23 protein-coding genes are annotated in these 20,041 nt (G+C 51.9%); 14 read left to right on the top strand and 9 right to left on the bottom strand.

Features of this window, described 5'->3' with window-relative positions; all coding sequences use genetic code 11:
• Window positions 1–79 precede the first annotated feature (79 nt).
• Window positions 80–1,996 carry a 1-deoxy-D-xylulose-5-phosphate synthase gene (dxs, locus tag ACZ45B_RS03015; RefSeq protein WP_024544960.1) on the top strand — a complete coding sequence of 639 codons (1,917 nt, stop codon included), beginning with the start codon at window positions 80–82 and terminating at the stop codon, window positions 1,994–1,996.
• A gap of 37 nt (window positions 1,997–2,033) precedes the next feature.
• Entirely contained in the window at window positions 2,034–3,473 is a 1,440-nt protein-coding gene (locus tag ACZ45B_RS03010; protein WP_024544959.1) for a CmpA/NrtA family ABC transporter substrate-binding protein, read from the top strand.
• An 8-nt stretch (window positions 3,474–3,481) separates the two neighbouring features.
• Here ACZ45B_RS03010 and mnmE read toward each other — a convergent pair whose 3' ends face one another.
• The 4 genes from mnmE to ACZ45B_RS02990 all read right to left on the bottom strand — a co-directional run bounded on the left by mnmE (window position 3,482) and on the right by ACZ45B_RS02990 (window position 7,628).
• On the bottom strand, window positions 3,482–4,876 hold the full coding sequence (gene mnmE / locus ACZ45B_RS03005) for a tRNA uridine-5-carboxymethylaminomethyl(34) synthesis GTPase MnmE (RefSeq protein WP_024544958.1): 1,395 nt from the start codon (window positions 4,874–4,876) through the stop codon (window positions 3,482–3,484).
• A gap of 3 nt (window positions 4,877–4,879) precedes the next feature.
• Entirely contained in the window at window positions 4,880–5,347 is a 468-nt protein-coding gene (locus ACZ45B_RS03000; RefSeq protein ID WP_024544957.1) for a single-stranded DNA-binding protein, read from the bottom strand.
• Between the two features lie 71 nt (window positions 5,348–5,418).
• Entirely contained in the window at window positions 5,419–5,949 is a 531-nt protein-coding gene (locus tag ACZ45B_RS02995) for a hypothetical protein (protein WP_024544956.1), read from the bottom strand.
• A gap of 161 nt (window positions 5,950–6,110) precedes the next feature.
• Window positions 6,111–7,628 carry a hypothetical protein gene (locus ACZ45B_RS02990; protein ID WP_038027754.1) on the bottom strand — a complete coding sequence of 506 codons (1,518 nt, stop codon included), beginning with the start codon at window positions 7,626–7,628 and terminating at the stop codon, window positions 6,111–6,113.
• A 166-nt stretch (window positions 7,629–7,794) separates the two neighbouring features.
• Here ACZ45B_RS02990 and ispF point away from each other — a divergent pair, with 166 nt between their 5' ends.
• A complete protein-coding gene (gene ispF, locus ACZ45B_RS02985) occupies window positions 7,795–8,274 on the top strand; it encodes a 2-C-methyl-D-erythritol 2,4-cyclodiphosphate synthase (RefSeq protein ID WP_024544954.1) in 480 nt (159 codons plus the stop codon).
• Between the two features lie 48 nt (window positions 8,275–8,322).
• The gene (locus ACZ45B_RS02980; protein WP_024544953.1) at window positions 8,323–9,639 is read left to right on the top strand and encodes a sensor histidine kinase; all 1,317 of its coding nucleotides are present in this window, start codon (window positions 8,323–8,325) and stop codon (window positions 9,637–9,639) included.
• A 60-nt stretch (window positions 9,640–9,699) separates the two neighbouring features.
• Here ACZ45B_RS02980 and ACZ45B_RS02975 read toward each other — a convergent pair whose 3' ends face one another.
• Window positions 9,700–10,032, bottom strand: a complete 333-nt coding sequence (locus ACZ45B_RS02975; protein WP_024544952.1) for a DUF3082 domain-containing protein — start codon at window positions 10,030–10,032, stop codon at window positions 9,700–9,702.
• Window positions 10,033–10,187: 155 nt separating this feature from the next.
• Here ACZ45B_RS02975 and ACZ45B_RS02970 point away from each other — a divergent pair, with 155 nt between their 5' ends.
• The gene (locus ACZ45B_RS02970) at window positions 10,188–10,424 is read left to right on the top strand and encodes a hypothetical protein (RefSeq protein WP_024544951.1); all 237 of its coding nucleotides are present in this window, start codon (window positions 10,188–10,190) and stop codon (window positions 10,422–10,424) included.
• Window positions 10,425–10,427: 3 nt separating this feature from the next.
• Here the strand turns inward: ACZ45B_RS02970 and ACZ45B_RS02965 are convergent, their stop codons facing one another.
• The 4 genes from ACZ45B_RS02965 to ACZ45B_RS02950 form a co-directional block, all read right to left on the bottom strand.
• Entirely contained in the window at window positions 10,428–10,805 is a 378-nt protein-coding gene (locus ACZ45B_RS02965) for a VOC family protein (RefSeq protein ID WP_029681664.1), read from the bottom strand.
• Entirely contained in the window at window positions 10,806–12,020 is a 1,215-nt protein-coding gene (locus ACZ45B_RS02960) for a DUF3747 domain-containing protein (RefSeq protein WP_464674974.1), read from the bottom strand.
• 192 nt (window positions 12,021–12,212) lie between these two features.
• A complete protein-coding gene (locus ACZ45B_RS02955; protein ID WP_024544947.1) occupies window positions 12,213–12,500 on the bottom strand; it encodes a hypothetical protein in 288 nt (95 codons plus the stop codon).
• 148 nt (window positions 12,501–12,648) lie between these two features.
• Window positions 12,649–12,765 carry a photosystem II reaction center protein I gene (locus ACZ45B_RS02950; RefSeq protein ID WP_015132356.1) on the bottom strand — a complete coding sequence of 39 codons (117 nt, stop codon included), beginning with the start codon at window positions 12,763–12,765 and terminating at the stop codon, window positions 12,649–12,651.
• Window positions 12,766–12,900: 135 nt separating this feature from the next.
• On the opposite strand from ACZ45B_RS02950, the gene ACZ45B_RS02945 reads away from it, so the two are divergent.
• The 9 genes from ACZ45B_RS02945 (at window position 12,901) to ACZ45B_RS02905 (ending at window position 20,040) form a co-directional block, all read left to right on the top strand.
• Window positions 12,901–13,818, top strand: a complete 918-nt coding sequence (locus ACZ45B_RS02945) for a DUF6282 family protein (RefSeq protein ID WP_236612387.1) — start codon at window positions 12,901–12,903, stop codon at window positions 13,816–13,818.
• Window positions 13,819–13,846: 28 nt separating this feature from the next.
• Window positions 13,847–14,632 (top strand): DUF1350 family protein, encoded by a 786-nt coding sequence (locus ACZ45B_RS02940; RefSeq protein ID WP_024544945.1) that lies wholly within the window; start codon window positions 13,847–13,849, stop codon window positions 14,630–14,632.
• A 138-nt stretch (window positions 14,633–14,770) separates the two neighbouring features.
• A complete protein-coding gene (locus ACZ45B_RS02935; protein WP_096416564.1) occupies window positions 14,771–15,352 on the top strand; it encodes a DUF4126 domain-containing protein in 582 nt (193 codons plus the stop codon).
• Window positions 15,353–15,400: 48 nt separating this feature from the next.
• On the top strand, window positions 15,401–16,612 hold the full coding sequence (locus tag ACZ45B_RS02930) for a molybdopterin molybdotransferase MoeA (RefSeq protein ID WP_024544944.1): 1,212 nt from the start codon (window positions 15,401–15,403) through the stop codon (window positions 16,610–16,612).
• A 124-nt stretch (window positions 16,613–16,736) separates the two neighbouring features.
• Complete coding sequence (locus ACZ45B_RS02925) at window positions 16,737–17,207, top strand: LptA/OstA family protein (protein ID WP_024544943.1); 471 nt, start codon at window positions 16,737–16,739, stop codon at window positions 17,205–17,207.
• 3 nt (window positions 17,208–17,210) lie between these two features.
• Entirely contained in the window at window positions 17,211–17,954 is a 744-nt protein-coding gene (gene lptB, locus ACZ45B_RS02920; RefSeq protein ID WP_024544942.1) for an LPS export ABC transporter ATP-binding protein, read from the top strand.
• 140 nt (window positions 17,955–18,094) lie between these two features.
• Entirely contained in the window at window positions 18,095–18,466 is a 372-nt protein-coding gene (locus ACZ45B_RS02915) for a hypothetical protein (RefSeq protein ID WP_024544941.1), read from the top strand.
• A 29-nt stretch (window positions 18,467–18,495) separates the two neighbouring features.
• A complete protein-coding gene (gene lepB, locus ACZ45B_RS02910; protein WP_024544940.1) occupies window positions 18,496–19,068 on the top strand; it encodes a signal peptidase I in 573 nt (190 codons plus the stop codon).
• 30 nt (window positions 19,069–19,098) lie between these two features.
• Window positions 19,099–20,040 (top strand): glycosyltransferase family 2 protein, encoded by a 942-nt coding sequence (locus ACZ45B_RS02905; RefSeq protein WP_029681661.1) that lies wholly within the window; start codon window positions 19,099–19,101, stop codon window positions 20,038–20,040.
• The last annotated feature ends 1 nt before the right edge of the window (window position 20,041 follow it).

Genomic DNA, 20,041 nt, shown 5'->3' with positions numbered 1-20,041 from the left:
CACATGTTCTGATGAAAATTGTTAGACCTGATATCCTGAGAACTAGACCCCTTTATCAGATGGCCTTTGAGAAAAACCCATGCATCTTAGTGAAATTACCCATCCCAACCAACTCCACGGTTTATCGATCCGTCAGTTGGAGGAGGTTGCCCGGCAGATTCGTGAAAAGCACCTCCAAACCATTGCCGCCAGCGGCGGTCACCTGGGCCCTGGTTTAGGGGTAGTAGAACTGACCCTTGCCCTCTACCAAACCCTCGATCTTGACCGCGATAAAGTCATTTGGGATGTGGGTCACCAAGCCTATCCCCATAAACTGATCACTGGACGCTACAACGAGTTTCATACCCTCCGCCAGAAAGATGGGGTCGCAGGTTATCTCAAACGCAGCGAAAATGTCTTTGATCACTTTGGGGCGGGTCATGCTTCTACCAGTATTTCGGCAGCCCTAGGGATGGCCCTGGCCCGAGATGCCAAGGGAGAAGATTTTAAATGTGTCGCAGTGATTGGTGATGGCGCTTTAACGGGGGGCATGGCCCTGGAAGCGATTAACCATGCAGGTCATCTTCCTGATACAAATCTGATGGTGGTGCTCAATGACAATGAAATGTCCATCTCGCCGAATGTGGGCGCTATTTCCCGTTATTTGAACAAAGTCCGCCTCAGCGATCCGGTGCAGTTTCTTACGGACAACCTTGAAGAACAGGTAAAGCATTTACCTTTCGTCGGTGACTCCCTCACCCCAGAAATGGAACGACTCAAGGACAGCATGAAGCGTTTGGCGGTCTCTAAAGTGGGGGCCGTGATTGAAGAATTAGGCTTTAAATACTTTGGCCCTGTAGATGGCCACAACCTAGAGGAATTAATTCGCACCTTCAAACAAGCCCACAAGGCCAAAGGCCCGACCCTCGTCCATGTGGCCACAGTCAAAGGGAAAGGCTATGCGATCGCCGAAAAAGATCAAGTGGGCTACCATGCCCAATCTCCCTTTGATCTGGCCACTGGGAAAGCATTTCCGTCCAAAACCCCCACGCCCCCTAGCTATACCAAGGTTTTTGCCCATACCCTGACGACCCTGGCCGAAAATAACCCGAAAATCATTGGTATCACGGCAGCGATGGCCACGGGGACAGGTTTAGATAAGCTCCAACAAAAATTACCAAAGCAATACATCGATGTGGGGATTGCCGAGCAACATGCGGTCACCCTGGCGGCGGGTCTGGCCTGTGAAGGCATCCGGCCCGTGGTGGCGATCTATTCGACTTTCCTCCAACGGGGTTATGACCAAATCATCCATGATGTCTGCATTCAAAAATTGCCCGTCTTTTTCTGTCTTGACCGGGCTGGCATCGTCGGGGCTGATGGACCGACCCACCAAGGAATGTACGACATTGCTTACCTGCGCTTGATTCCGAACATTGTGGTGATGGCACCGAAGGACGAGGCGGAATTGCAGCGGATGCTCATTACGGGCATTGAATACACAGAGGGGGCGATCGCCATGCGTTATCCCCGGGGGAGTGGCGTCGGCGCGCCCCTGATGGAAGACGGCTGGGAACCCCTGCCCATCGGCAAAGGGGAAATTCTCCGCAACGGGGACGATATCCTCCTGATCGGTTATGGCTCGATGGTACACCCGACCCTCCAAGTGGCGGAAATCCTCAGCGAACATAGCATTGGAGCCACGGTGATCAATGCCCGCTTCGTAAAACCCCTCGACACAGATCTCATCGCTCCCCTCGCCAAACAAATCGGCAAGGTGGCCACCTTTGAGGAAGGTTGTCTGATGGGTGGCTTTGGTTCAGCCGTCTGTGAAGCACTCCAGGATAATAATGTTTTGGTTCCCGTAAAGCGTTTTGGCATTGAAGATGTGCTCGTTGAGCACGCCACTCCCACCGAAGCGAAGGTTGCCCATGGGTTAACGCCAGCCCAGATGGCAGAGTCGATTCGGGCGGCATTTTTCCAGACAGGAGTATCCCCCGCCGCTACCACCGTTTAAAGACCAACCAAATCATTGAAGAGAGATCCCCAAGATTTTGATCACAATTCTGGGGATTTTTTTGGCGATCGCCAGCAATAAGATCTATCCCCGGAAATTGCGATCGCCCGGGGGAACTCGTAAAATTTGGGAGTCTGTCTATATTTTGCCGATGAAACGTCGCCACCTACTCAAATACGGAGCCTTTGCCGCCTGGGGCTATGGCCTCACAGCCTGTGCCCAACTGCCGGAGATGGGCTGGCCGACAAATTCTGCCCCATCGGCTATCGAGGAATCTGGGCCACGCCTCGACCTCCCTACCCCAGAAAAGCAGACTTTAAATGTGGGCTATGTGGCCAATTTAGCGATCGCCCCTTGGCTCGTCGCCCAGGAACAAGGTTTTTTCGCCCAATATGGCCTCGAAGTACAATTCTACCCCCAAGCAGATCAAGAGGCCGTGGAACAGGGTTTATTGGAAGCGCGTTTTGATGCGGCGATCACCGCTTTTACAACGCCCCTGATCTATCAGCTCAAAACCCCCGCTGTAAACCTGGTGGCCCTGATGCAGCTCTATCGCCATGGGGGCGTTTTTTGTGGCCGCCAGCGCACCTGGGACAGTAATATCCGGGCGGGGATCGATTATGCTAACTTCCCAGAATTTGCGGATGCCTACCGCAGTTATGTGCGGGCTCTACCGGATAAAACCTTTGCTGTCGATGATCAATATAGCGTAGCCGCCTATCTTTATCGATATTGGTGGGCCGAGATGGGTTTCCATCCAGACCGTGATTTAGAGCTATTGGCCTTTGCTCCCACAGAACTCCACCATAAACTCCAGGCGGGGGTCGTCCAGGGTTACTGTAGCCAAGAGCCTTGGGGGCAACAGGCGATCGCCAACGGGGCCGGATTTGTGCAGTACCTTTCAGGAGATGTGTGGCAAGGACATCCTGGGCCTGTGATTACCACCAGTGCGGGCTGGTTAGAAACCAATCCCAACACCGCCAAAGCCTTGATAGCTGCCACCCTAGAGGGCTGCCAATATTGCCAAAATCCGCTGAATGCGACCACGGTCGGTGCTTTATTCGCCACAAATTTAGGGCTTGAGCCCACCCAAATCATTGCTCTCTTAGGAGGGGAATATTTTTATGGGGGCATAGGCGATCGCCCCATCCCTCGGCGGGACAGTCCCATTTGGTTTGGCCAGGGGGGACAATTGCCGACTCCGGATCAAGCCAATTATTGTTGGCAGTCCCACGGACTCTGGCTCCTGACCCAGATGGTCCGGTGGCAACACTTTAACCTAAGGACATATCCAGAAAATGCCCTGGAGGTGGTGGCGGCGGCCTATCCCACGGAAATTTACGAAGAAATCGCCCCAGCCTTCGGCCTCCGACTGCCCCCGGAGCCCCTCAAATCAGAATTGCACTTCATCGATCAGCGGGCTTTTTTGCCAAACCAAGTGGACAGTTATCTCAATCAGTTTGAAATTCGCACTTAAGGAAGAGGCTATTTCCCGATACAAAAACGGCTAAAAATACGGTCTAATACCGATTCTGTTACCCCTTCCCCGGTAATTTCCCCAAGGGCTTGGACGGCACTACGCAAATCAATCGTCCAAAAATCGAGGGGTAAGGCCTGGGCGATTGTTTCCTGCACTTGGAGGAGAGCCTGTTGGGCCTGGGTCAAGGCTGCTGCCTGACGTTGGTTGATCGCAAAGTCAAGGTCTGCGGCTCTCACTTGACCTCCCTGGACGAGTTCGGCGATCGCCCGTTCGAGATCTTCAATACCCTGGTGTTGGGCTGCGGCTGTTTTGACTACCCGTTGCACTTGGGGCGGAATTTCAACCATTTCTCCTGGGGCGATGTCCGTTTTATTGAGGATTAAAATAAGCGGTTTCGGGGGAGTTTCTGGAGTGGTGGGAGCCGTAATTTGCTGAAAAATTGCTTGATCTGCGCCAGTCCAACCCACCGCTGCGTCAATGGTAAACAAGATTAGATCCGCCTGCTGGGAGGCCGCCAAAGAACGGGCCACACCAATTTTTTCAACGGTATCTTCCGTTTCCCGAATGCCCGCTGTATCCAGCACTTGCACCGGAATGCCCTGCACAACTAACTGCGATTCCACCACATCCCGTGTTGTTCCTGGCAAGTCGGTTACAATGGCGCGATCGCTGCGACTCCAGGCATTTAATAAGCTAGATTTTCCCACATTGGGCCGGCCGACGATCGCCACCTTTAGACCTGTGCGTAACAGCTCTCCCCGGTCAGCAGTCTGCAAAATTTGCGCCACTTCCCCAAGAACTCGGGTCAAGTCCCGTTGAATTTGCGTCTCATCGAGGGGAGGCAAATCATCTTCAAAGTCGATGCGGGCTTCCACTTCGGCCAAAATATCTAGACATTGATCCCGCAACTGACGAATTGGCTGGGCCAGTTTACCCCGGATTCCCGCAAGGGCAACCTGGGCTGATTGGGGTGATTTGGCGCCCACCAGTTCGGCAACGCTTTCGGCTTGGGTCAAGTCAATACGGCCATTTAAAAAAGCTCGTAGGGAAAATTCGCCGGGTTCAGCTAGGCGAGCACCTGCCTCTACACAGAGCTGCAACACCTGTTGCACTGGCATAATCCCGCCGTGGCAATGGAATTCCACCACATCTTCCGCAGTAAAAGAACGGGGGGCCAACATCAGCAGTAGCAAGGCTTCATCAATGATCGCCTGGGTTTGCGGTTGGCGCACATAGCCATACAGAATACGGTGACTTTCCCAGACTTGTTGGCCCGGAGCCTGGAAAAGCTGGCGGGCAATGGGTAGGGCGGCCTCCCCCGATAGGCGTACAATGCCAATGCTGCCTTGATTCGGCACGACCGCACTGGCGATCGCCACAATAGTATCCCCTAGATTCACAGCTTAGAAGGGAATGTCATCAAGGTTAGGTTCTGGTTCACTGGGAACAGAAGCTGGGGTCGGAGCGGCTGCCATGGGATTGATGGGCACAACATTACTGGGAGTTACGGGGGCCGCTACTGCCGGGCTTGTGTAACTTGGAGAAGTATTGTTCATAGCAGGTAACCCAGCACCGAGGGCTTGGATCTGGGAGATCACCAATTCTGCTTTTTTTTCCTTAAAGCCTTCTGGCCGCTCTACGGTATTCATGGTTAAGCGTCCAGCTAAAATGACCTGATCACCATCGTGGTAATTTTGCTGAATTTCTTGGCTGAGGCTATCACCCCAACCGATCGCCTTGAGTTGAGAAGCAGGATCCCCTTCTCGCAGTGCCGGAACTTCCACTGTAATTTGGGTCAGGGGGGTGTTCTCGGGGGTGTAGCGCAATTCTGGTTCCCCAAGGATACGGGCTACGAAGACACAGCTATTCATTTCAGTTCAGTTTCCTCCGGCGATCGCCTCAATACGGTTCAATTGTACTTTTTTATGGGCCAAATCGCCGCTTAGAATCGGAGTCCCAGACCACCCTGGAGAGATAAGGCGCTGGAATTTTCCCCTTTGTAGGCATCAAGGGCCCAGACTGCATTGGTAAAAATTACTGTATTACTATTGGGGAGAGCATAATCGAGGCCCGGTTGAATCACCAGGCTGTTACTGTCGCCCACGGGAGAAGGCTTATCTCCTGTCGCGAAAGAATAGCCCGCCCCCACATAGGCATCTAGCTGCCAGCTCAAGGGCATATCGTAGGAAATCGTCGGCACGATCGCCGTGCTTCCGGAACTAATAAATGCTTGGGTGCGGAGAGAAATGGGAGAGCGTAAGAATTTGTAGCGGGCGGCCAAAACAGCACCAAGTTGGTGACCTTCACCGTTCCAGTCAGCACCAACACCAACGCTGGCACCCGCCCCAAGATAGCTCCCGTAGGCGGCTTGGGCTTGGGCAACGGGTTGGAAGAGACTCCCCAGTCCTGTGTAAAGGATCGTGGCGATCGCCAAACCACCGAGTTGCTTCGTAGCGATGCTAGCGCGGCTCATATTGAAACTCCTCAAAACCATAAAGCGAGGCAAATGTTGCCCGTAGTTGCTGCTATTTTAAGGTAAATTTTAGCTTTCCACCACAGGGCCTGGACGGGATCTATTGTCTGGGCGATCGCCCTTAATGTTCCGCCACCAGCGAAAATAGCGTTTAAAAGGCCCTATGTTTCAATATTTTCGAGGACCACAATTCCTGGTTGTACCAGTTCCCAAAGGTTTGCTTGATCGCTGCTAGCAACACGAGCTGGCTTCAAGAGTTTTATCTTTTGGGGTGTCGGCCCAAAGCTCCCGTAGCAGACAAAAACCTGTTGGAACATTGCCTGATCACCGGTGGCAATCGGTAGGTCAGCGCGGGGAACGAGGTAGTGATGGCCTTGGGTCTGGATCGCCCAATAAGTGCCCTGGTCATGGGTTTGAAACATGAGGTTTGATAAAAAAGGTTCCGCTTCATCCGCCGGCGGTGCAATGATGGCTGATGATGGTTGGAGCCTAAGGGCGATCGCCTGGGATTCCAGCGCCTGGGCATCTGCATTGTAGGTGTCTACCAGGGCATCGTAGGGGTTTAAAAACTGCACCGGAAACGCCGCTTCAAAATCTGACGTGACATTCGACTCCGTTGCTGCCACAGTTTCTATGTCTAACTCAGGGGATACCGGTGGGACAAAAGCTTGCCTTAGCCCTGATGTGGGCGTCGACTCACTTTGCCTGGGTTTGAGCTCATAGGTGTGTTGGAGCCGTTTGATGATCGTCGCTTCGAGGTGATCGAGATCAAAAGGCTCTGGGGCGGCATCTGGAAAATATTGTCGACCGGGGTGTTTTGTTTGTGGTGCTTTTTGAAAATATAGAAAGGCAAGGGTTCCCCCCGTTAGGAACAGAACCAAAGCAAACAAGAAATGGGTGGTATTGAGGCGACGCTGGAGGGCGAGGTTATCCCGTTGCAGCTGTTGGATGAGGGCCGGAAAGGTCGCGTCGCTATCATCAAGGGCAGCCCCCAGGCTCAAGCTGGTGTAGAGAAAGTTAATGCTGGTTTCTAAATCTGGGGCGATCGCCCCCTGGGTCGCTGTTTCGTTGAGGGTTTTGAGGGCTTCCCTGAGCTCCGAGAGCTGCTGATTGAGGTAGGTTTCCAGTTCTGTTTGGGTCACACTGCCATAAAAACCATAGTCCGCCTCGCTGAGATTGCGCTGTTCAAAAAAATCTAAAAATTCCTGGATACGGCGGATCGCCTCGGGGTTAAAGCCTGTCTCTAGGGGTTGAATCAGATCTGCGAGGTTTTTGAGATGGCGATCAAAATCGGCGATCGCTTCCCCTAAAGCGGCCCGTTGGGTCTGATCCTCGACCCCCGCCAGTTGCGTTTCGAGCAGACCGACTTGGGCTTGGAGCCGTTGCAGACTTGCACTATAGTCCTGAACTATTTGGGGATCAAACTCCTGAGTGCCCCCATTGACCGCCGCCAAATCCCTTGGGATTGTTTCTAGAGCCAGGGTGATCGCCAAAAAATTTTGATTCAGGAGCCACAACTCCGTGAACAACGACTGGGTACTAATGGTTTCAGATGTCGACTGCGCTAACACGCGATTGGCGGCGATCGCCCCAGGGGCAACCACACCAAAAATGCTGATATTGCCACAGATTAAAGTACCAATTATCGATCTTTGCCACCATCGGCCTGTTACCACCATCTTTTTTCTCCTGCACGACTACACCCAAACAGGGATAAACAACAAATTGCCTTTAAATGTACTTTTATCTGCCGCTTTCACCCAAGCACATCCCCTGCGGCCCCCTGGGTCGTTTAGATGGATATGCTACCCTAACCATTGATTTTATGTTCACTGCAGCACCCCTATGAAAATCCGCATTGGCAATGGTTACGATGTCCACCGCCTTGTTTCTGGTCGCCCGTTGATCCTCGGCGGCATTTCCATCGACCATCACCTCGGTTTAGATGGCCACAGTGATGCGGATGTGCTCACCCATGCAATCATGGACGCGATGCTGGGGGCGCTAAGCTTGGGGGATATTGGCCATTATTTTCCCCCCACAGATCCCCAGTGGAAGGGAGCTGATAGCCTTGAATTGCTCAAGCAGGTCCATGGGCTCATTCAAGCGAAAGGCTGGCACATTGGCAATATTGATACGGTGATTGTTGCGGAAAAACCGAAACTCAAACCCCATATCGAAGCGATGGGCGATCGCCTTGCCACGGTTCTGGGTATCAACCCAGACCAAGTCGGCATAAAAGCAACAACCAACGAAAAACTCGATGCCATGGGGGAAGAAAAAGGTATTTGTGTCCATGCCGTTGTCCTTTTGATGCAGCCCTAAATCCTGAATCACCCCCGTTACAATCACCGTGCCAATGGTCTAATCATCATGTTTCAAACGACCCGGAATCGTCTTGCGCTCTGGTATACGGCGATCACTGCAATTTTGTTACTGGTTTTTGCGACGGGGGTTTACTTCTACGTGCGCTACACCTTGATCGAACGGATTGATGACACCCTCAAACATGTGGTGGAGGTGGTGGAGCGATCGCTCATCATCGAACCCGATGAATCTTTGGGCTACCGCATTAATCTGGAGGCAAGTTTTCGTCAGCGATCGCCGACAGGGGAGGATGACCGCATTGACCTAGAATTTTTTAGCCCCACCGGAGAAATGCTCTGGTCTACTTTTGCCGAACCCCTAGCCCTGCCCTTGGAGTGGCATCCCCGCGGCGAAACGGTACGACTCGGCGGCGATTATCTACTGCGGCAAATTACCGATCGCCTTGAAGTAGACCGTTACGTTCTCGGCTATCTCCGGGTGAGCCATCCCTGGTTTGAGGTGACCCGGCCCATTCGCAAACTAGTCCTCGATCTCAGCCTGGGCATCGCTATCATGATTACCTGTGGGGCAGTGATCGGTTGGCTATTGTCGGGCATTGCCATGGAGCCCGTCAAAGAGTCCTATCAGCAACTGCGGCAATTTACGGCGGATGCTTCCCACGAACTGCGTAACCCGATCGCCATGATCCAGACCAATGTCCAAATGGCGATCGCCTACCCAGAACCTGACCAAAGGCAGCAAAACCTCAAGGTGATCGAGCGACTGACCCAACGGCTGGGGCGTTTGGTCAATGATCTCCTGTTTTTAGCCCGCAGCGACAGCGGTGTGCTCCAAGCTGCATTTGAACCGCTGCCCTTAGATGCGCTGCTGTTGGAAGTGATCGAAGAGCAGCGGGCGATTTGTCGTCAAGAAAACATTGACCTCCAGCTCAATATCTTGGGGGAAGCCGCCCTAGAAGAGCCTTACTTGATTTTGGGAGACTGGGATCAAATGGCACGCCTTTTTACTAACTTAATCGGCAATGCGATCGCCTATGCGTTCCCCCAAGATTGGGGCGAAAAACCCAAACAAATTACCGTCACCATGCAGGTGAAGGAAAAAACAAGCCGCACCTCTGGGGAAACCCTCCAAATCACTGTCCAAGACAACGGTATTGGTATTCCTGCCGAAAATCTGCCGAATATTTTTGACCGTTTTTACCGTCTCGACCCAGCCCGTACCAGCCCTGGAGACAGTAGTACAGGCTCCGGTTTAGGTTTGGCGATCGCCATGGCGATCGCCAATAACCATCGCGGCAAAATCACCGTTGATAGTAAAGGCCAAGGCACAGTCTTTTCCGTCTATCTACCCCGCAGTCTCTGATATCCCCACTGGTTTGCCCACCAAATCTTCGGGGCAAAACTAGCCTTTTTTGCGTTGGGGTTAGGCATCCCCCGGAGGGCTCGTTTTTTGGCCACTGAAGAGAGATTGGAGCCCAAGAATAAACAGACCCACCGCAATCAACCCAAAAACCCCCGTTGCCATGGTGAAGAGACCCATAATTAATGTGCGCACCGTGATCCCAATCTGGACGGCCAGCTCATTGCCTGTGGGTGGTTTGCTCGCAAACCCAGCGATGACTTTACTGGTCAAAAGATAGGCCGCAAGGGACATCGCACCTGCCACCGCTGTGCCATACCAGCAGCGGAGAGGACTCGGGAGAGCCTCGCTAGCGGGGGCTTTCTCCGGCTTTAGATCAGGGGTTTCTTCGCTCATGGTGATTACTGGTACGACAAGAATGGGAATGGTTGATATTGTACGGCCTCGGGGTTTTGTGGCCACAGGGCAGTCGGCTAGTTTAGGTTCAATCCCTGGTCTAGAATTGATTTGAGAGAGAACATTTGGGTCGGTTTGAGCGGAGAAAATCATCAATGAAAGTAAAATTTCTGAGTACAGGTGGCATTATTAAGCTCAGTGTTTTTTTACTTCTTGCTTTTATTGCTGTGGGAGATTTGTTTTTACCAGAGCCTTTAAAGGGAGCGAGTAAGGAAATTAAGACAACTTTAAATGAGGCAATTTTGAGCATTTTTCCGCAGAAAGGATTTCAAAACCCCAATGAACGCACAGAAGAAGCGGTAGAAGAGGTTGAAGAGACGATAGGACGCTAATTTCTAAGCCTTATCAGCCCATGCCTGGTGGAGAATTAGGCGATTGCGAGCTGGGTCATAGGCATAGCATTCACGGCCATGGGAGGCTTGGGTAATTTCACCTTGGACTGCGCCCCCTAATTGCTTGATAGTAGCGATCGCCTCTTCTAAATTTTCCACCTCTAGACATAAACCTAGGGCTCCGGCTGGCTTTTGAAATTCGGCCCTGTGGTGAGCACTGGGTTTAAAAATTCCGAGCTTGACGCCCTGTACTCGGAACTCTGCATAACGCTCCGAGCTGTATACCACCGGGTCACAGCCAAAAAGTCCTCTATAAAAAACGACGACTTCTGACCAAGATTCGGCGGCGATCGTCACAAAAATGTCCGAAAAATTCAGCATCTATTGCACGGGGACAATTTGCGCCGCTAAGCCGACTTGATTCAAACGGGCTTGGAGTTCCTGGGCTTCAAATTCTTCAGCAAAGGCTCCCGCTTGCATCATCCGGCGATCGCCCACCCGGATATTGAACGCATCGGGGATAATCCCCTTGAGACGGTTCTGTTGATCTGGGGTTTGGGCATCGACCACAACTCGGTAACGCAGACCCAAACTCTGGGCCAGGGAAGTGGAATTGGGCGGCGGCGGCACTTGGCCTGTCGGTTCTTCTAGGCGAATCATGCCTGTGTTACTGGAGCTCAAGGTGGGTATTGAGGTGCGAGGCACAGGTAATACATTGCCACTAATGACAACGGGCGCTGGGGTTGATGTTATGGCTGTGGGTGCTGCCGGCGCCGGGGACACGGGGACAGCGGCAACGAGGGTTTCACTAGACCCACCTTGGCTTTCTTCATAGGGGGGGACGAAAATTTGTACCGGGCCTGTCCCGGGGAAGAGAGGCTCCGTTGTTCTAACTGTCACATCCGGTGTGGTACTCGGGGTTTGGGCCGGGGTAGATATGGTGATGGGGGTAGGAGCGGCCGCTGCTGTGGCGATTGGCGTAGGGGGCGGACTTGATTGGGGGGCTGCTGTTTGGGGCGTCGCGGCAATGAGCTGATCGACTCCTTGATCGTTGACGAGATAAACGTGGCCGAGGGTTCTTCCTTCATAGGTGCGCTTTGCCATACGCCAACCAGGATTGAGGTTGATTTTCAGCATTCCTTCCCCCAGCCCCCCGGTGTTTCCCACCTCAATCGGCGATCGCGAGGGATTTTCCACATCGAATGCCTTGAGGACGAGCATTCCCCGTTCTTGCACAAGGCGGAGATTATAGCGCCAACCGAGGTCTTGTTCTCCCAACCGGAGAGAATAGCCATTGGAATCGGTGCTGCGGCTGCAAACCCCGGTGAAATCAAACTGCAACAGGAGAGGATCAATGGTTGTGGGTGTCCCGCCTTGCTCTCGCCAGCAGGCCCGACTATTGCTTAATTGCTCCACAATCAACAGATTGTAGGCCGCGCCACTAGAAAATGGGACAGCGATCGCCACCACATCCCCTGGGTTTAAATGCTGCGCGCCGAATAAACTACCATTAGCCTGGGCAGCGGGGGGGAGGGCCAGTTGTCCTAGGGCTGCCATACCTACCCCTAGGGCCGTGAGACCTGCGCGAATGTTCATGATCCTCTTCACCAAAATGGACAACTTTTGCGAGTTTTGTGGGGCCACCTAATTGCTCTAGTGTTAGGCTATTTCCCCTAGAATTTCCAGCATTTTAGCACTGGATTTTCTGTCGCCTCTCCCCTTTTCTCATGATTAGTCAACAAAAGTTTATGGTTTGGGGCGACGTCTCAACGCAATTTTCCTCAACTCCTAGAGGGGGAGTATCGTCTGCACAAGCTTACGGATACGCAGCAGAAAAATAACGTGTTGAACGTCTGCATTGACGGTGGGGGGCAAATTTCGTTCCCCCTGTTCTTGCTGAATTTCGGCGTATTCCTGGGCTGTGACCGGAGATCCATCTACGGGCGATCGCCCTTCGGTAATGATCTCTGTGCGGAGCACTTCTTCGGGAAGATCCTCAGGGGGCGGCAGGGCGATCGCGAAGGGAGCTGCGAGGATCCACACAGAAGCAGTTAAAGGCAGGGCAGATCTGACCATCGTTAAATTCAAATCAAATTCTTTCTTCCAATGTAGCGAACTAGGGGTTTTTGCCCACAAAAAAATGGGGTTGTCCTAGGACACTGCCCCACCGTCATTTGTTGTCATTAACCAGGTTGGCTTCTTGTTATGAGTAGCCCATGGCAATTTATTCGAAATCTTTTCTACCGGGGTTCCGGGTCGGGTCGCTGGATAGAAAACCGAAGATAAACAGAGATACAAAGAAAATGACTGTGATGTAAACGGCAATTTTAAGGGTAAGCATATTTTATAGGTCTCCTGTGGACACAAAACCAGAGGGTACAATTGGTTTTATGAGGATAGTTTAATCAACGTAACATATCATACGATGCGATCCACCCTTCATCCTAGAATTTTCGCTCTTTTTAAAGGGTTGCTGGTGGGATACCTGGGCCTGTGTTTTTGGGCAGTGGGTGACTTTTGGGCGATCGCCGCAAATTTAGACAATTTCAACGGCAGTATTGATTTCCACGTCCACTCGGCCCCCGATGTGACGCCCCGTTTGTATGACGATCTAACCCTCGTACAAAAAGCGGCTGAGGCCGGGATGGCCGCCCTTGTTTTAAAAAACCATGTCACCCCTACTGCCGATCGTGCCGTGGTTGCCCACAAGGTTATCCCCAATATTGAAGTGTATGGGGGCGTCGTCCTGAATGAAACCGTGGGTGGTTTAAACCTCAAGGCCATAGAAACGATGGACCGTCTGGGGGAAGGCCGGGGGAAAGTGGTCTGGCTACCGACCATCGATGCGGCCCACCACCGTCAAACCCTAAAACAGACCTTTGGTGGACTACGGGTCGCCCGCTATGGCCATCTGGTGCCGGAAATGAAGGAAATTTTGCAATACATTGCTGATCATGACTTGGTTTTGGGCACCGGCCATGTTTCTCCGGCAGAAATTCTCACGGTTGTTCCGGTGGCAAAACAATTGGGGGTAAAAAACATTGTGGTCACCCATGCCATGGCCACTGTCCCCGGTTTGACCCTCGCGCAAATGCAGGCGATTGCCAACCAGGGGGCTTTTTTGGAGCTGACCTATGTGAATACCCTGATGGGAGAAAATGCTGTGGAAGCGGATCACCAAGCTTGGCAGACAGTGAGCATTGAGGCTATGGCCGCTGCGATCCAAACCATTGGGGCCAAACATTTCATCCTCAGCACTGATCTTGGCCGTGCCCTCGACCCCTCTCCCATTGAGGGGTACCAAACTTTTTTAGACCAGCTTGCCGCTGCTGGGATTACACAGTCTGAACTGGATTTGATGCGCCACAGCAACCCTGAAAAGCTTCTACAATAAAAGTCTTACAAGCAGTAAACGGCGAACAATGATTTGGCAAGAGTCTGGTGGCAGTTGGATCTTGATCCCGGTACAACCGGTGGGCGTTATTCATTTTTTGGGGGGGGCTTTCGTGGGAACCGCGCCGCAATTGACCTACAAGTGGCTCCTGGAACAATTGGCCGCTGAAGGTTACGCCATCATCACCACGCCCTTTGTAAATACCTTTGACCATTTGGCGATCGCCCGGCAGGTGTTGAACCGCTTCGAAAATATTCTAGAGCGCCTGCAAAATTCTAATCAACTCGGCTATCGGTATCTGCCTGTTTATGGGGTAGGCCACAGCATGGGCTGCAAAATTCACCTACTAATCGGCAGCTTATTCAACGTACAACGGGCAGGGAATATTCTCATGTCCTACAACAATTTTCCGGTGAAAAAATCGATTCCCTTTTTCGAGCAATTTGACCCCGATAACAACATTAATTTTGAGTTTACCCCTTCCCCCCCAGAGACCACAGAAATTATCCAAACCAGTTACCAGATTCGCCGCAATTTGTTGATTCAGTTCAACAATGACACCCTCGACCAAACCCAAGATCTCACTCCCATTTTGTTAGAGCGCTTCCCGGCGATGGTGGCTGCTCGCACCTTAACTGGCAATCACCTCACCCCCCTCGGTCAAGACCTCGATTGGCAATTTAGCGCCGGCTTTTCGCCCCTCGATACCCTCGGTCAGTGGTTCAAGCAGGGGCTTTCCAAGGATTTAAATGGTTTAAAAACAGAGATTTGTCGCTGGCTTAAACCCGCTGATTTTCCATTAGTCCAATCGTAGGTTTTGTCCCCGCGGGCGATCGCCTAATTTTCCCCTTGCCAATTCCGTAAAAAGATAGAAGTCTATGGTGAAAGGGACACGATAGACTAGGAACAATTTCCCTGCCCACTGTGTCGCATACAAATTTGTGGTTCTTGCATGGTCATCGGATTTTTGGCGGTATTGTCGGCAGCGGCGGCGGCAGGAATGCGCATTGGTTTACCATTGCTGATTATTTTGCTGCTCTACAGTGATGAACTGGTGGCCAATTTACCTGTCATTGGGTGGTTGCCCCCCCGGGTTTTGGTGGCGATTTTCACCATGTGGGCGGTGTTTGAACTGTTTGGCTCGAAGCGGCTTTTAGGACAACGGATTCTGCAGGCGATCGCCCTTGTTTTTAGTCCCATTGCCGGGGCGGTCTTGAGTTTAACAGTAGCCCAAGTGATCCGTTTAGAATTTGAGCCCCTCTGGTTGGTGGGACTAATCGGAGCACTGGTGGCCTTTGTCTTGAAATTAACGTTAACAGGCTGGTTTTTTCGTCTCCGGGGATTGCCTCTATGGTGGTCGTTTCTGGAGGATTTTCTCTGTGTGGTGCTGGTGCTGTTTGCCTTTCAGTCGCCAGAACAGGGAGGGATTATTGCGATGATTTTGCTCTGGTTAGCGGTGCGCAGTTCAACGGAATGGAAACGCTATTACGACGAAAATCGAGTCGCCCCGGACACAGAAGCTCGCCCCGATTAACTGCAGCTGAACTTGCTATGATTGGTGGGCAAAAATCTTGTTTTATCAATGCTTCCCGTTGACCAGGCTCAAACATTAATTCTCCAGGCGATCGCCCCCCTGACGGGCACTGAAACAGCGACCCTCGAAACAGGTCTGGGGCGAATTTTAGCCACCGAAGTTACAGGGAAATTAGACATTCCCCACTGGGACAATGCGGCGATGGATGGCTATGCAATCCGATTTGTGGATCTCAAGGAAACACCCGTTGAATTAGAGGTGATTGAAACCATTCCCGCTGGCCAAGTCCCCAGTCAATCCCTCCAAGGGGGTCAGGCAGCGCGCATTTTTACGGGGGCTATGTTGCCGGAGGGGGCCGACACAGTAGTGATGCAAGAGCATACTAAGCACCAGGGAACCCTGGTCAAAATTTTACAAAACCCCACCTACCGACAGTTTGTCCGGCAGCGGGGCGATTATTACCAGGCAGGCAAACCCATTCTCCAGGCAGGGCAACGGCTAGGGCCAGCGGATTTAGCCGTTTTGGCCGCCTGTCAATGTGTTGAATTTCCCGTTTATCGGCGGCCAGTGGTCGCGATTTTTTCTACGGGGGATGAGTTGCGATCGCCTGAAGAATCTTTACGCATGGGCCAGATTGTTGATTCCAATCGCTATGGCCTAACGGCCTTTGTCCAGAGCCAAGGGGCGATCGCCAAAAACCTCGGCATTGTCCCTGACGATCCGGCACAGTTAAAGGCGACCATGGCTGAGGCGATCGCCAGTGCCGATGTGGTGCTTTCTACGGGGGGCGTTTCGGTGGGAGATTTCGACTATGTAGAAAAACTCCTCGAAACATTGGGGGGCGAAATCTTTATTCGCAGCGTCGCAATCCGTCCGGGTAAACCCCTGACTGTGGCGAAATTCCCAGGAAATAAACTCTATTTTGGGTTACCAGGGAATCCCGTATCGGCCTTGGTGGGCTGCTGGCGTTTTGTGCAACCGGCCTTGAAAAAACTTGCTGGTTATACAGGGGCCTATGCTCCTACCTTTGTCTGGGCCACCTGCGGCCAAACCCTCAAAGGGGCTGGTTCGCGGGATGCTTATCTTTGGGGCACTTTACGGACAGAGGCCACAGGCTATGTATTCCAGCCGGCGGGGGGCGGCCATAGTTCCGCAAATTTGGTCAATCTTGCCCAAACCAATGCCCTCGCCATTGTCCCCACCGGAACCCCAGAAATCACCCCAGGCGATCGCCTCCAGGTGATGCTGCTTTCGACCTGAACAAATTGTTGCAAAAAACAGAAACAGCCGCCTTACTATAGAAAGGTGAATGGGCAACCCAAACATCTATGGTTGCGTCTTGAGATTAAACGCTAATGCATTGTTTGCAGTAAGGATAGCAGTTATGACCGTCAAGGGCTTTCGGAATCAGATCATTTATGGCTTGGGGGGGATTACCCTGGCGATCGCCGCAAGCTTCAGCCAATTTCCCCGACAACAGGCAGTCCAAGCCCAAACAGCCAATGCCCTCACCGTCCTCTCCGATATCCAAGAGGCCAACACAGAGAGCGGCATCATTACAGCCCGGGGCAATGTCCGCATCAACTACCCAGCCCGCGACATCCAAGCTACAGCGGCCCAAGCCCAATACTTTTCAGAGGAACGTATACTGGTGCTTACGGGCAATGTCTATGTCCTCCAAGAAGGCAATAGCCTCCGCGCTGAACGCATGACCTATGCCATTGATGAAGGCCGTTTCGTTGCCACTCCGAACTCCAATGAACAAGTAGAGGCTCGTTATCTCGTGGTTGAACAAGAGTCTCAGAATGGCCAATCTTCCACCCCTGCCCCGATTACCCTCCCTGACGACGAATAAACTGTGACCATCGTTCTCGAAAATATCCGTAAAACCTATGGCAAACGTGTCATTGTCAATCGTGTCAATCTCAAAGTTAATCAAGGGGAAATCGTCGGTCTTTTAGGACCTAATGGTGCCGGAAAAACGACAACTTTCTACATTACGACTGGTTTGATTAAACCCAATGAGGGCCGCGTTTGGCTGCAACGGGAAAATATTACGCCCCTCAGCCTCGATGAACGGGCACAATTGGGCATTGGTTATCTCACCCAACAACCGAGTATTTTTCGCAATCTCACGGTTAAGGAAAATATCCAATTGGTCTTAGAACAATCGCCCCTTTCCCCTCGGCAACAGCAACATCGCCTTAAGGAACTGCTCGGGGAATTCCGCCTCAATCGCATCGTCAATACCCAGGGACGTCTGGTTTCTGGGGGAGAGCGGCGACGCACCGAATTGGCCCGCGCCTTAGCGGTGGGGGGCAAGGGGCCAAAATTTCTCTTACTTGATGAACCCTTTGCGGGGGTCGATCCGATCGCCGTGGCCGAAATCCAACAGATCGTCGCCCAACTGCGGGAACGGGGCATGGGTATTTTAATCACTGACCACAATGTGCGAGAAACGTTAGCGATTACCGATCGCGCTTACATCATGCGAGACGGGGAAATCCTCGCCGCTGGCAATACGGAAGAGCTCTATAACAATCCCCTCGTGCGCCAGTATTACCTCGGGGAAAATTTTGAGCGGAATATTTTTTCCAGTTGAAATCCAGCGGGGCGATCGCCTCACTGGAGATTTCGTCAAGGCGCTACCTTCATAAAACGTTAGGCAAAAGTTCCTAAGAATTGGTTAGGCTCAAAGCTAGAGGAACCAGATTTTTCCCGGTTGAACCCCTTATTGTGCCTATGTTGAGCAGTATTTTTGAGCAGTTGTGCGAATTTTCCCGGTGTCACTGCATTGCCATCTGTGGTGGCCTTGTCCCTTTTAATCTGATTTTGAGTTTCTTGACCCTGGTCTACGTGGTGCGCCAGGCTCCCCCTAGTCTCATCCAAAAAAATGCGATCGCGGTCTATGGAGGGGTGACGCTGATGGTACTCCATGTGAGCACCTGGTTTTTGATCGGGGTCGTGATGATCCCGACGTTTCTCCTACCGGCTTTTGGGGCTGTTTGTGTGGCGATTAACCTCTGGGGAACGCAATCTCCCAATTCCTTACGCCGCTTTCTGTTGTGGTTGTGGCAGTCTGTTCTGAACCAGCGTGGACGTGCCACAATATAAAGCCGTATCACCAAGGTCTGAAACAATTTATGGCTAACCAGGGCGAAAAAACATCTGCTAACCAGCCATCGCAGGGGTGGGCTGCCCTTTGGGAAAATATTCGTGTTTTGCTCATCGCTTTGGCGATCGCCATTGTGGTGCGCTGGTTGATCGCCGAACCCCGTTATATCCCCTCCGGCTCCATGTTGCCGACCCTTGATTTAGGCGATCGCATTGTGGTCGAAAAATTGTCCTACCATTTCCAGCCCGTACACCAGGGGGATGTAGTGGTGTTTCGGACGCCCCCCCAACTCGAACTCCTGGGCTACAATCCCCAACAGGCTTTTATTAAACGTGTCATTGCCACCGCCGGGCAAACGGTGTCTGTGCACAACGGCAGTGTTTATGTGGATCAAGAGCCCTTAACAGAGCCTTTTATCGCCGCAAAGCCAGACTACGAATTGCCGGAATTAACAGTTCCTGAGCACACATTCTTTGTCCTAGGGGATAATCGCAACAATAGTAATGATTCCCATATCTGGGGTTTTGTCCCCGCAGAACATATCATTGGCCATGCCATTTTTAAATTCTGGCCCTTCAATCACTTTGGAAGCATCATTTAATTGTCATGGCTTCCTAGAACGTGTTCTTTGATGATTACTTACTCCATTATCATTCCGGTTTATAACGAGGAAGACAATCTACGCGAAATGTATCGGCGGGTTGTCCAGGTGATTGACCAATTAGATGGCCCCACGGAGTTAGTTTTAGTTGACGACGGCAGCAAGGATCGTTCCCTCGCAATCCTTGAAGCACTCCATCAAAGCGATTCTCGCGTCCATTACCTTAGTTTAGCCCGGAATTTCGGCCATCAAATCGCGGTGACCGCCGGCCTGCAATATGCCCAAGGAGAAGCGGTCATTATCATGGATGCAGATCTCCAAGATCCGCCAGAACTACTGCCACAACTGATTGAGCAATGGCGCAGTGGCTACCATGTAGTCTATGCCCAGCGCCTGAGCCGGGCCCAGGAAAGTTGGCTGAAAAAACTGATGGCCTACGGCTTCTATCGCATCTTAAATCAGTTTACAGAGATTCCCATTCCAACGGACACGGGTGACTTTTGTTTAATGTCCCGCCAAGTGGTGGATATTCTCAACAGCATGCCAGAAAAACACCGTTATATCCGGGGGTTACGGGCATGGATTGGTTTTCCCCAAACTGCCGTTCGATTTAACCGGGATCCCCGCTTTGCTGGTGAGGTGAAGTACACTTTTCGTAAATCTTTAAACCTCGCCATTGATGGCATTATTTCCCTGTCTCGTAAACCCCTCAAAATTGCCACTTATTTAGGCTTAATGGCGGCATTGGTGGCGATCGTCATGATCATTCTGGTGCTGTTCTGGCGGATTTATGACGCGCCGCCCCAGTTGATCGGCTATACCCTGATTACTATTGCCGTTTTCTTTCTCGGGGCAGTACAGCTTATTTGTTTAGGGATTCTCGGGGAATATATCGGACGAATTTACGATGAAGTGAAACAGCGGCCGATTTTTACGATCAAAAAAGCGGTGGGCTTTGGAAAAAATCCCTAAA

The sequence above is a fragment of the Picosynechococcus sp. NKBG15041c genome, from assembly GCF_055380235.1.
This window is presented reverse-complemented; position numbering and strand designations above follow the sequence as displayed.

Coding starts and splice junctions, on each gene's coding strand:
- ACZ45B_RS02905 (WP_029681661.1), top strand. CDS start 19,099: ATGATTACTTACTCCATTATCATTCCGGTTTATAACGAGGAAGACAAT.
- ACZ45B_RS02970 (WP_024544951.1), top strand. CDS start 10,188: ATGAAAGTAAAATTTCTGAGTACAGGTGGCATTATTAAGCTCAGTGTT.
- ACZ45B_RS02980 (WP_024544953.1), top strand. CDS start 8,323: ATGTTTCAAACGACCCGGAATCGTCTTGCGCTCTGGTATACGGCGATC.
- ACZ45B_RS02995 (WP_024544956.1), bottom strand. CDS start 5,949: ATGAGCCGCGCTAGCATCGCTACGAAGCAACTCGGTGGTTTGGCGATC.
- lepB (WP_024544940.1), top strand. CDS start 18,496: ATGGCTAACCAGGGCGAAAAAACATCTGCTAACCAGCCATCGCAGGGG.
- ACZ45B_RS02955 (WP_024544947.1), bottom strand. CDS start 12,500: ATGGTCAGATCTGCCCTGCCTTTAACTGCTTCTGTGTGGATCCTCGCA.
- ACZ45B_RS02940 (WP_024544945.1), top strand. CDS start 13,847: ATGATTTGGCAAGAGTCTGGTGGCAGTTGGATCTTGATCCCGGTACAA.
- ACZ45B_RS02915 (WP_024544941.1), top strand. CDS start 18,095: ATGTTGAGCAGTATTTTTGAGCAGTTGTGCGAATTTTCCCGGTGTCAC.
- ACZ45B_RS02935 (WP_096416564.1), top strand. CDS start 14,771: ATGGTCATCGGATTTTTGGCGGTATTGTCGGCAGCGGCGGCGGCAGGA.
- ACZ45B_RS02930 (WP_024544944.1), top strand. CDS start 15,401: ATGCTTCCCGTTGACCAGGCTCAAACATTAATTCTCCAGGCGATCGCC.
- ACZ45B_RS02960 (WP_464674974.1), bottom strand. CDS start 12,020: ATGAACATTCGCGCAGGTCTCACGGCCCTAGGGGTAGGTATGGCAGCC.
- ACZ45B_RS02975 (WP_024544952.1), bottom strand. CDS start 10,032: ATGAGCGAAGAAACCCCTGATCTAAAGCCGGAGAAAGCCCCCGCTAGC.
- ACZ45B_RS02990 (WP_038027754.1), bottom strand. CDS start 7,628: ATGGTGGTAACAGGCCGATGGTGGCAAAGATCGATAATTGGTACTTTA.
- ACZ45B_RS02965 (WP_029681664.1), bottom strand. CDS start 10,805: ATGCTGAATTTTTCGGACATTTTTGTGACGATCGCCGCCGAATCTTGG.
- ACZ45B_RS03000 (WP_024544957.1), bottom strand. CDS start 5,347: ATGAATAGCTGTGTCTTCGTAGCCCGTATCCTTGGGGAACCAGAATTG.
- dxs (WP_024544960.1), top strand. CDS start 80: ATGCATCTTAGTGAAATTACCCATCCCAACCAACTCCACGGTTTATCG.
- ACZ45B_RS02925 (WP_024544943.1), top strand. CDS start 16,737: ATGACCGTCAAGGGCTTTCGGAATCAGATCATTTATGGCTTGGGGGGG.
- ispF (WP_024544954.1), top strand. CDS start 7,795: ATGAAAATCCGCATTGGCAATGGTTACGATGTCCACCGCCTTGTTTCT.
- ACZ45B_RS02950 (WP_015132356.1), bottom strand. CDS start 12,765: ATGCTTACCCTTAAAATTGCCGTTTACATCACAGTCATTTTCTTTGTA.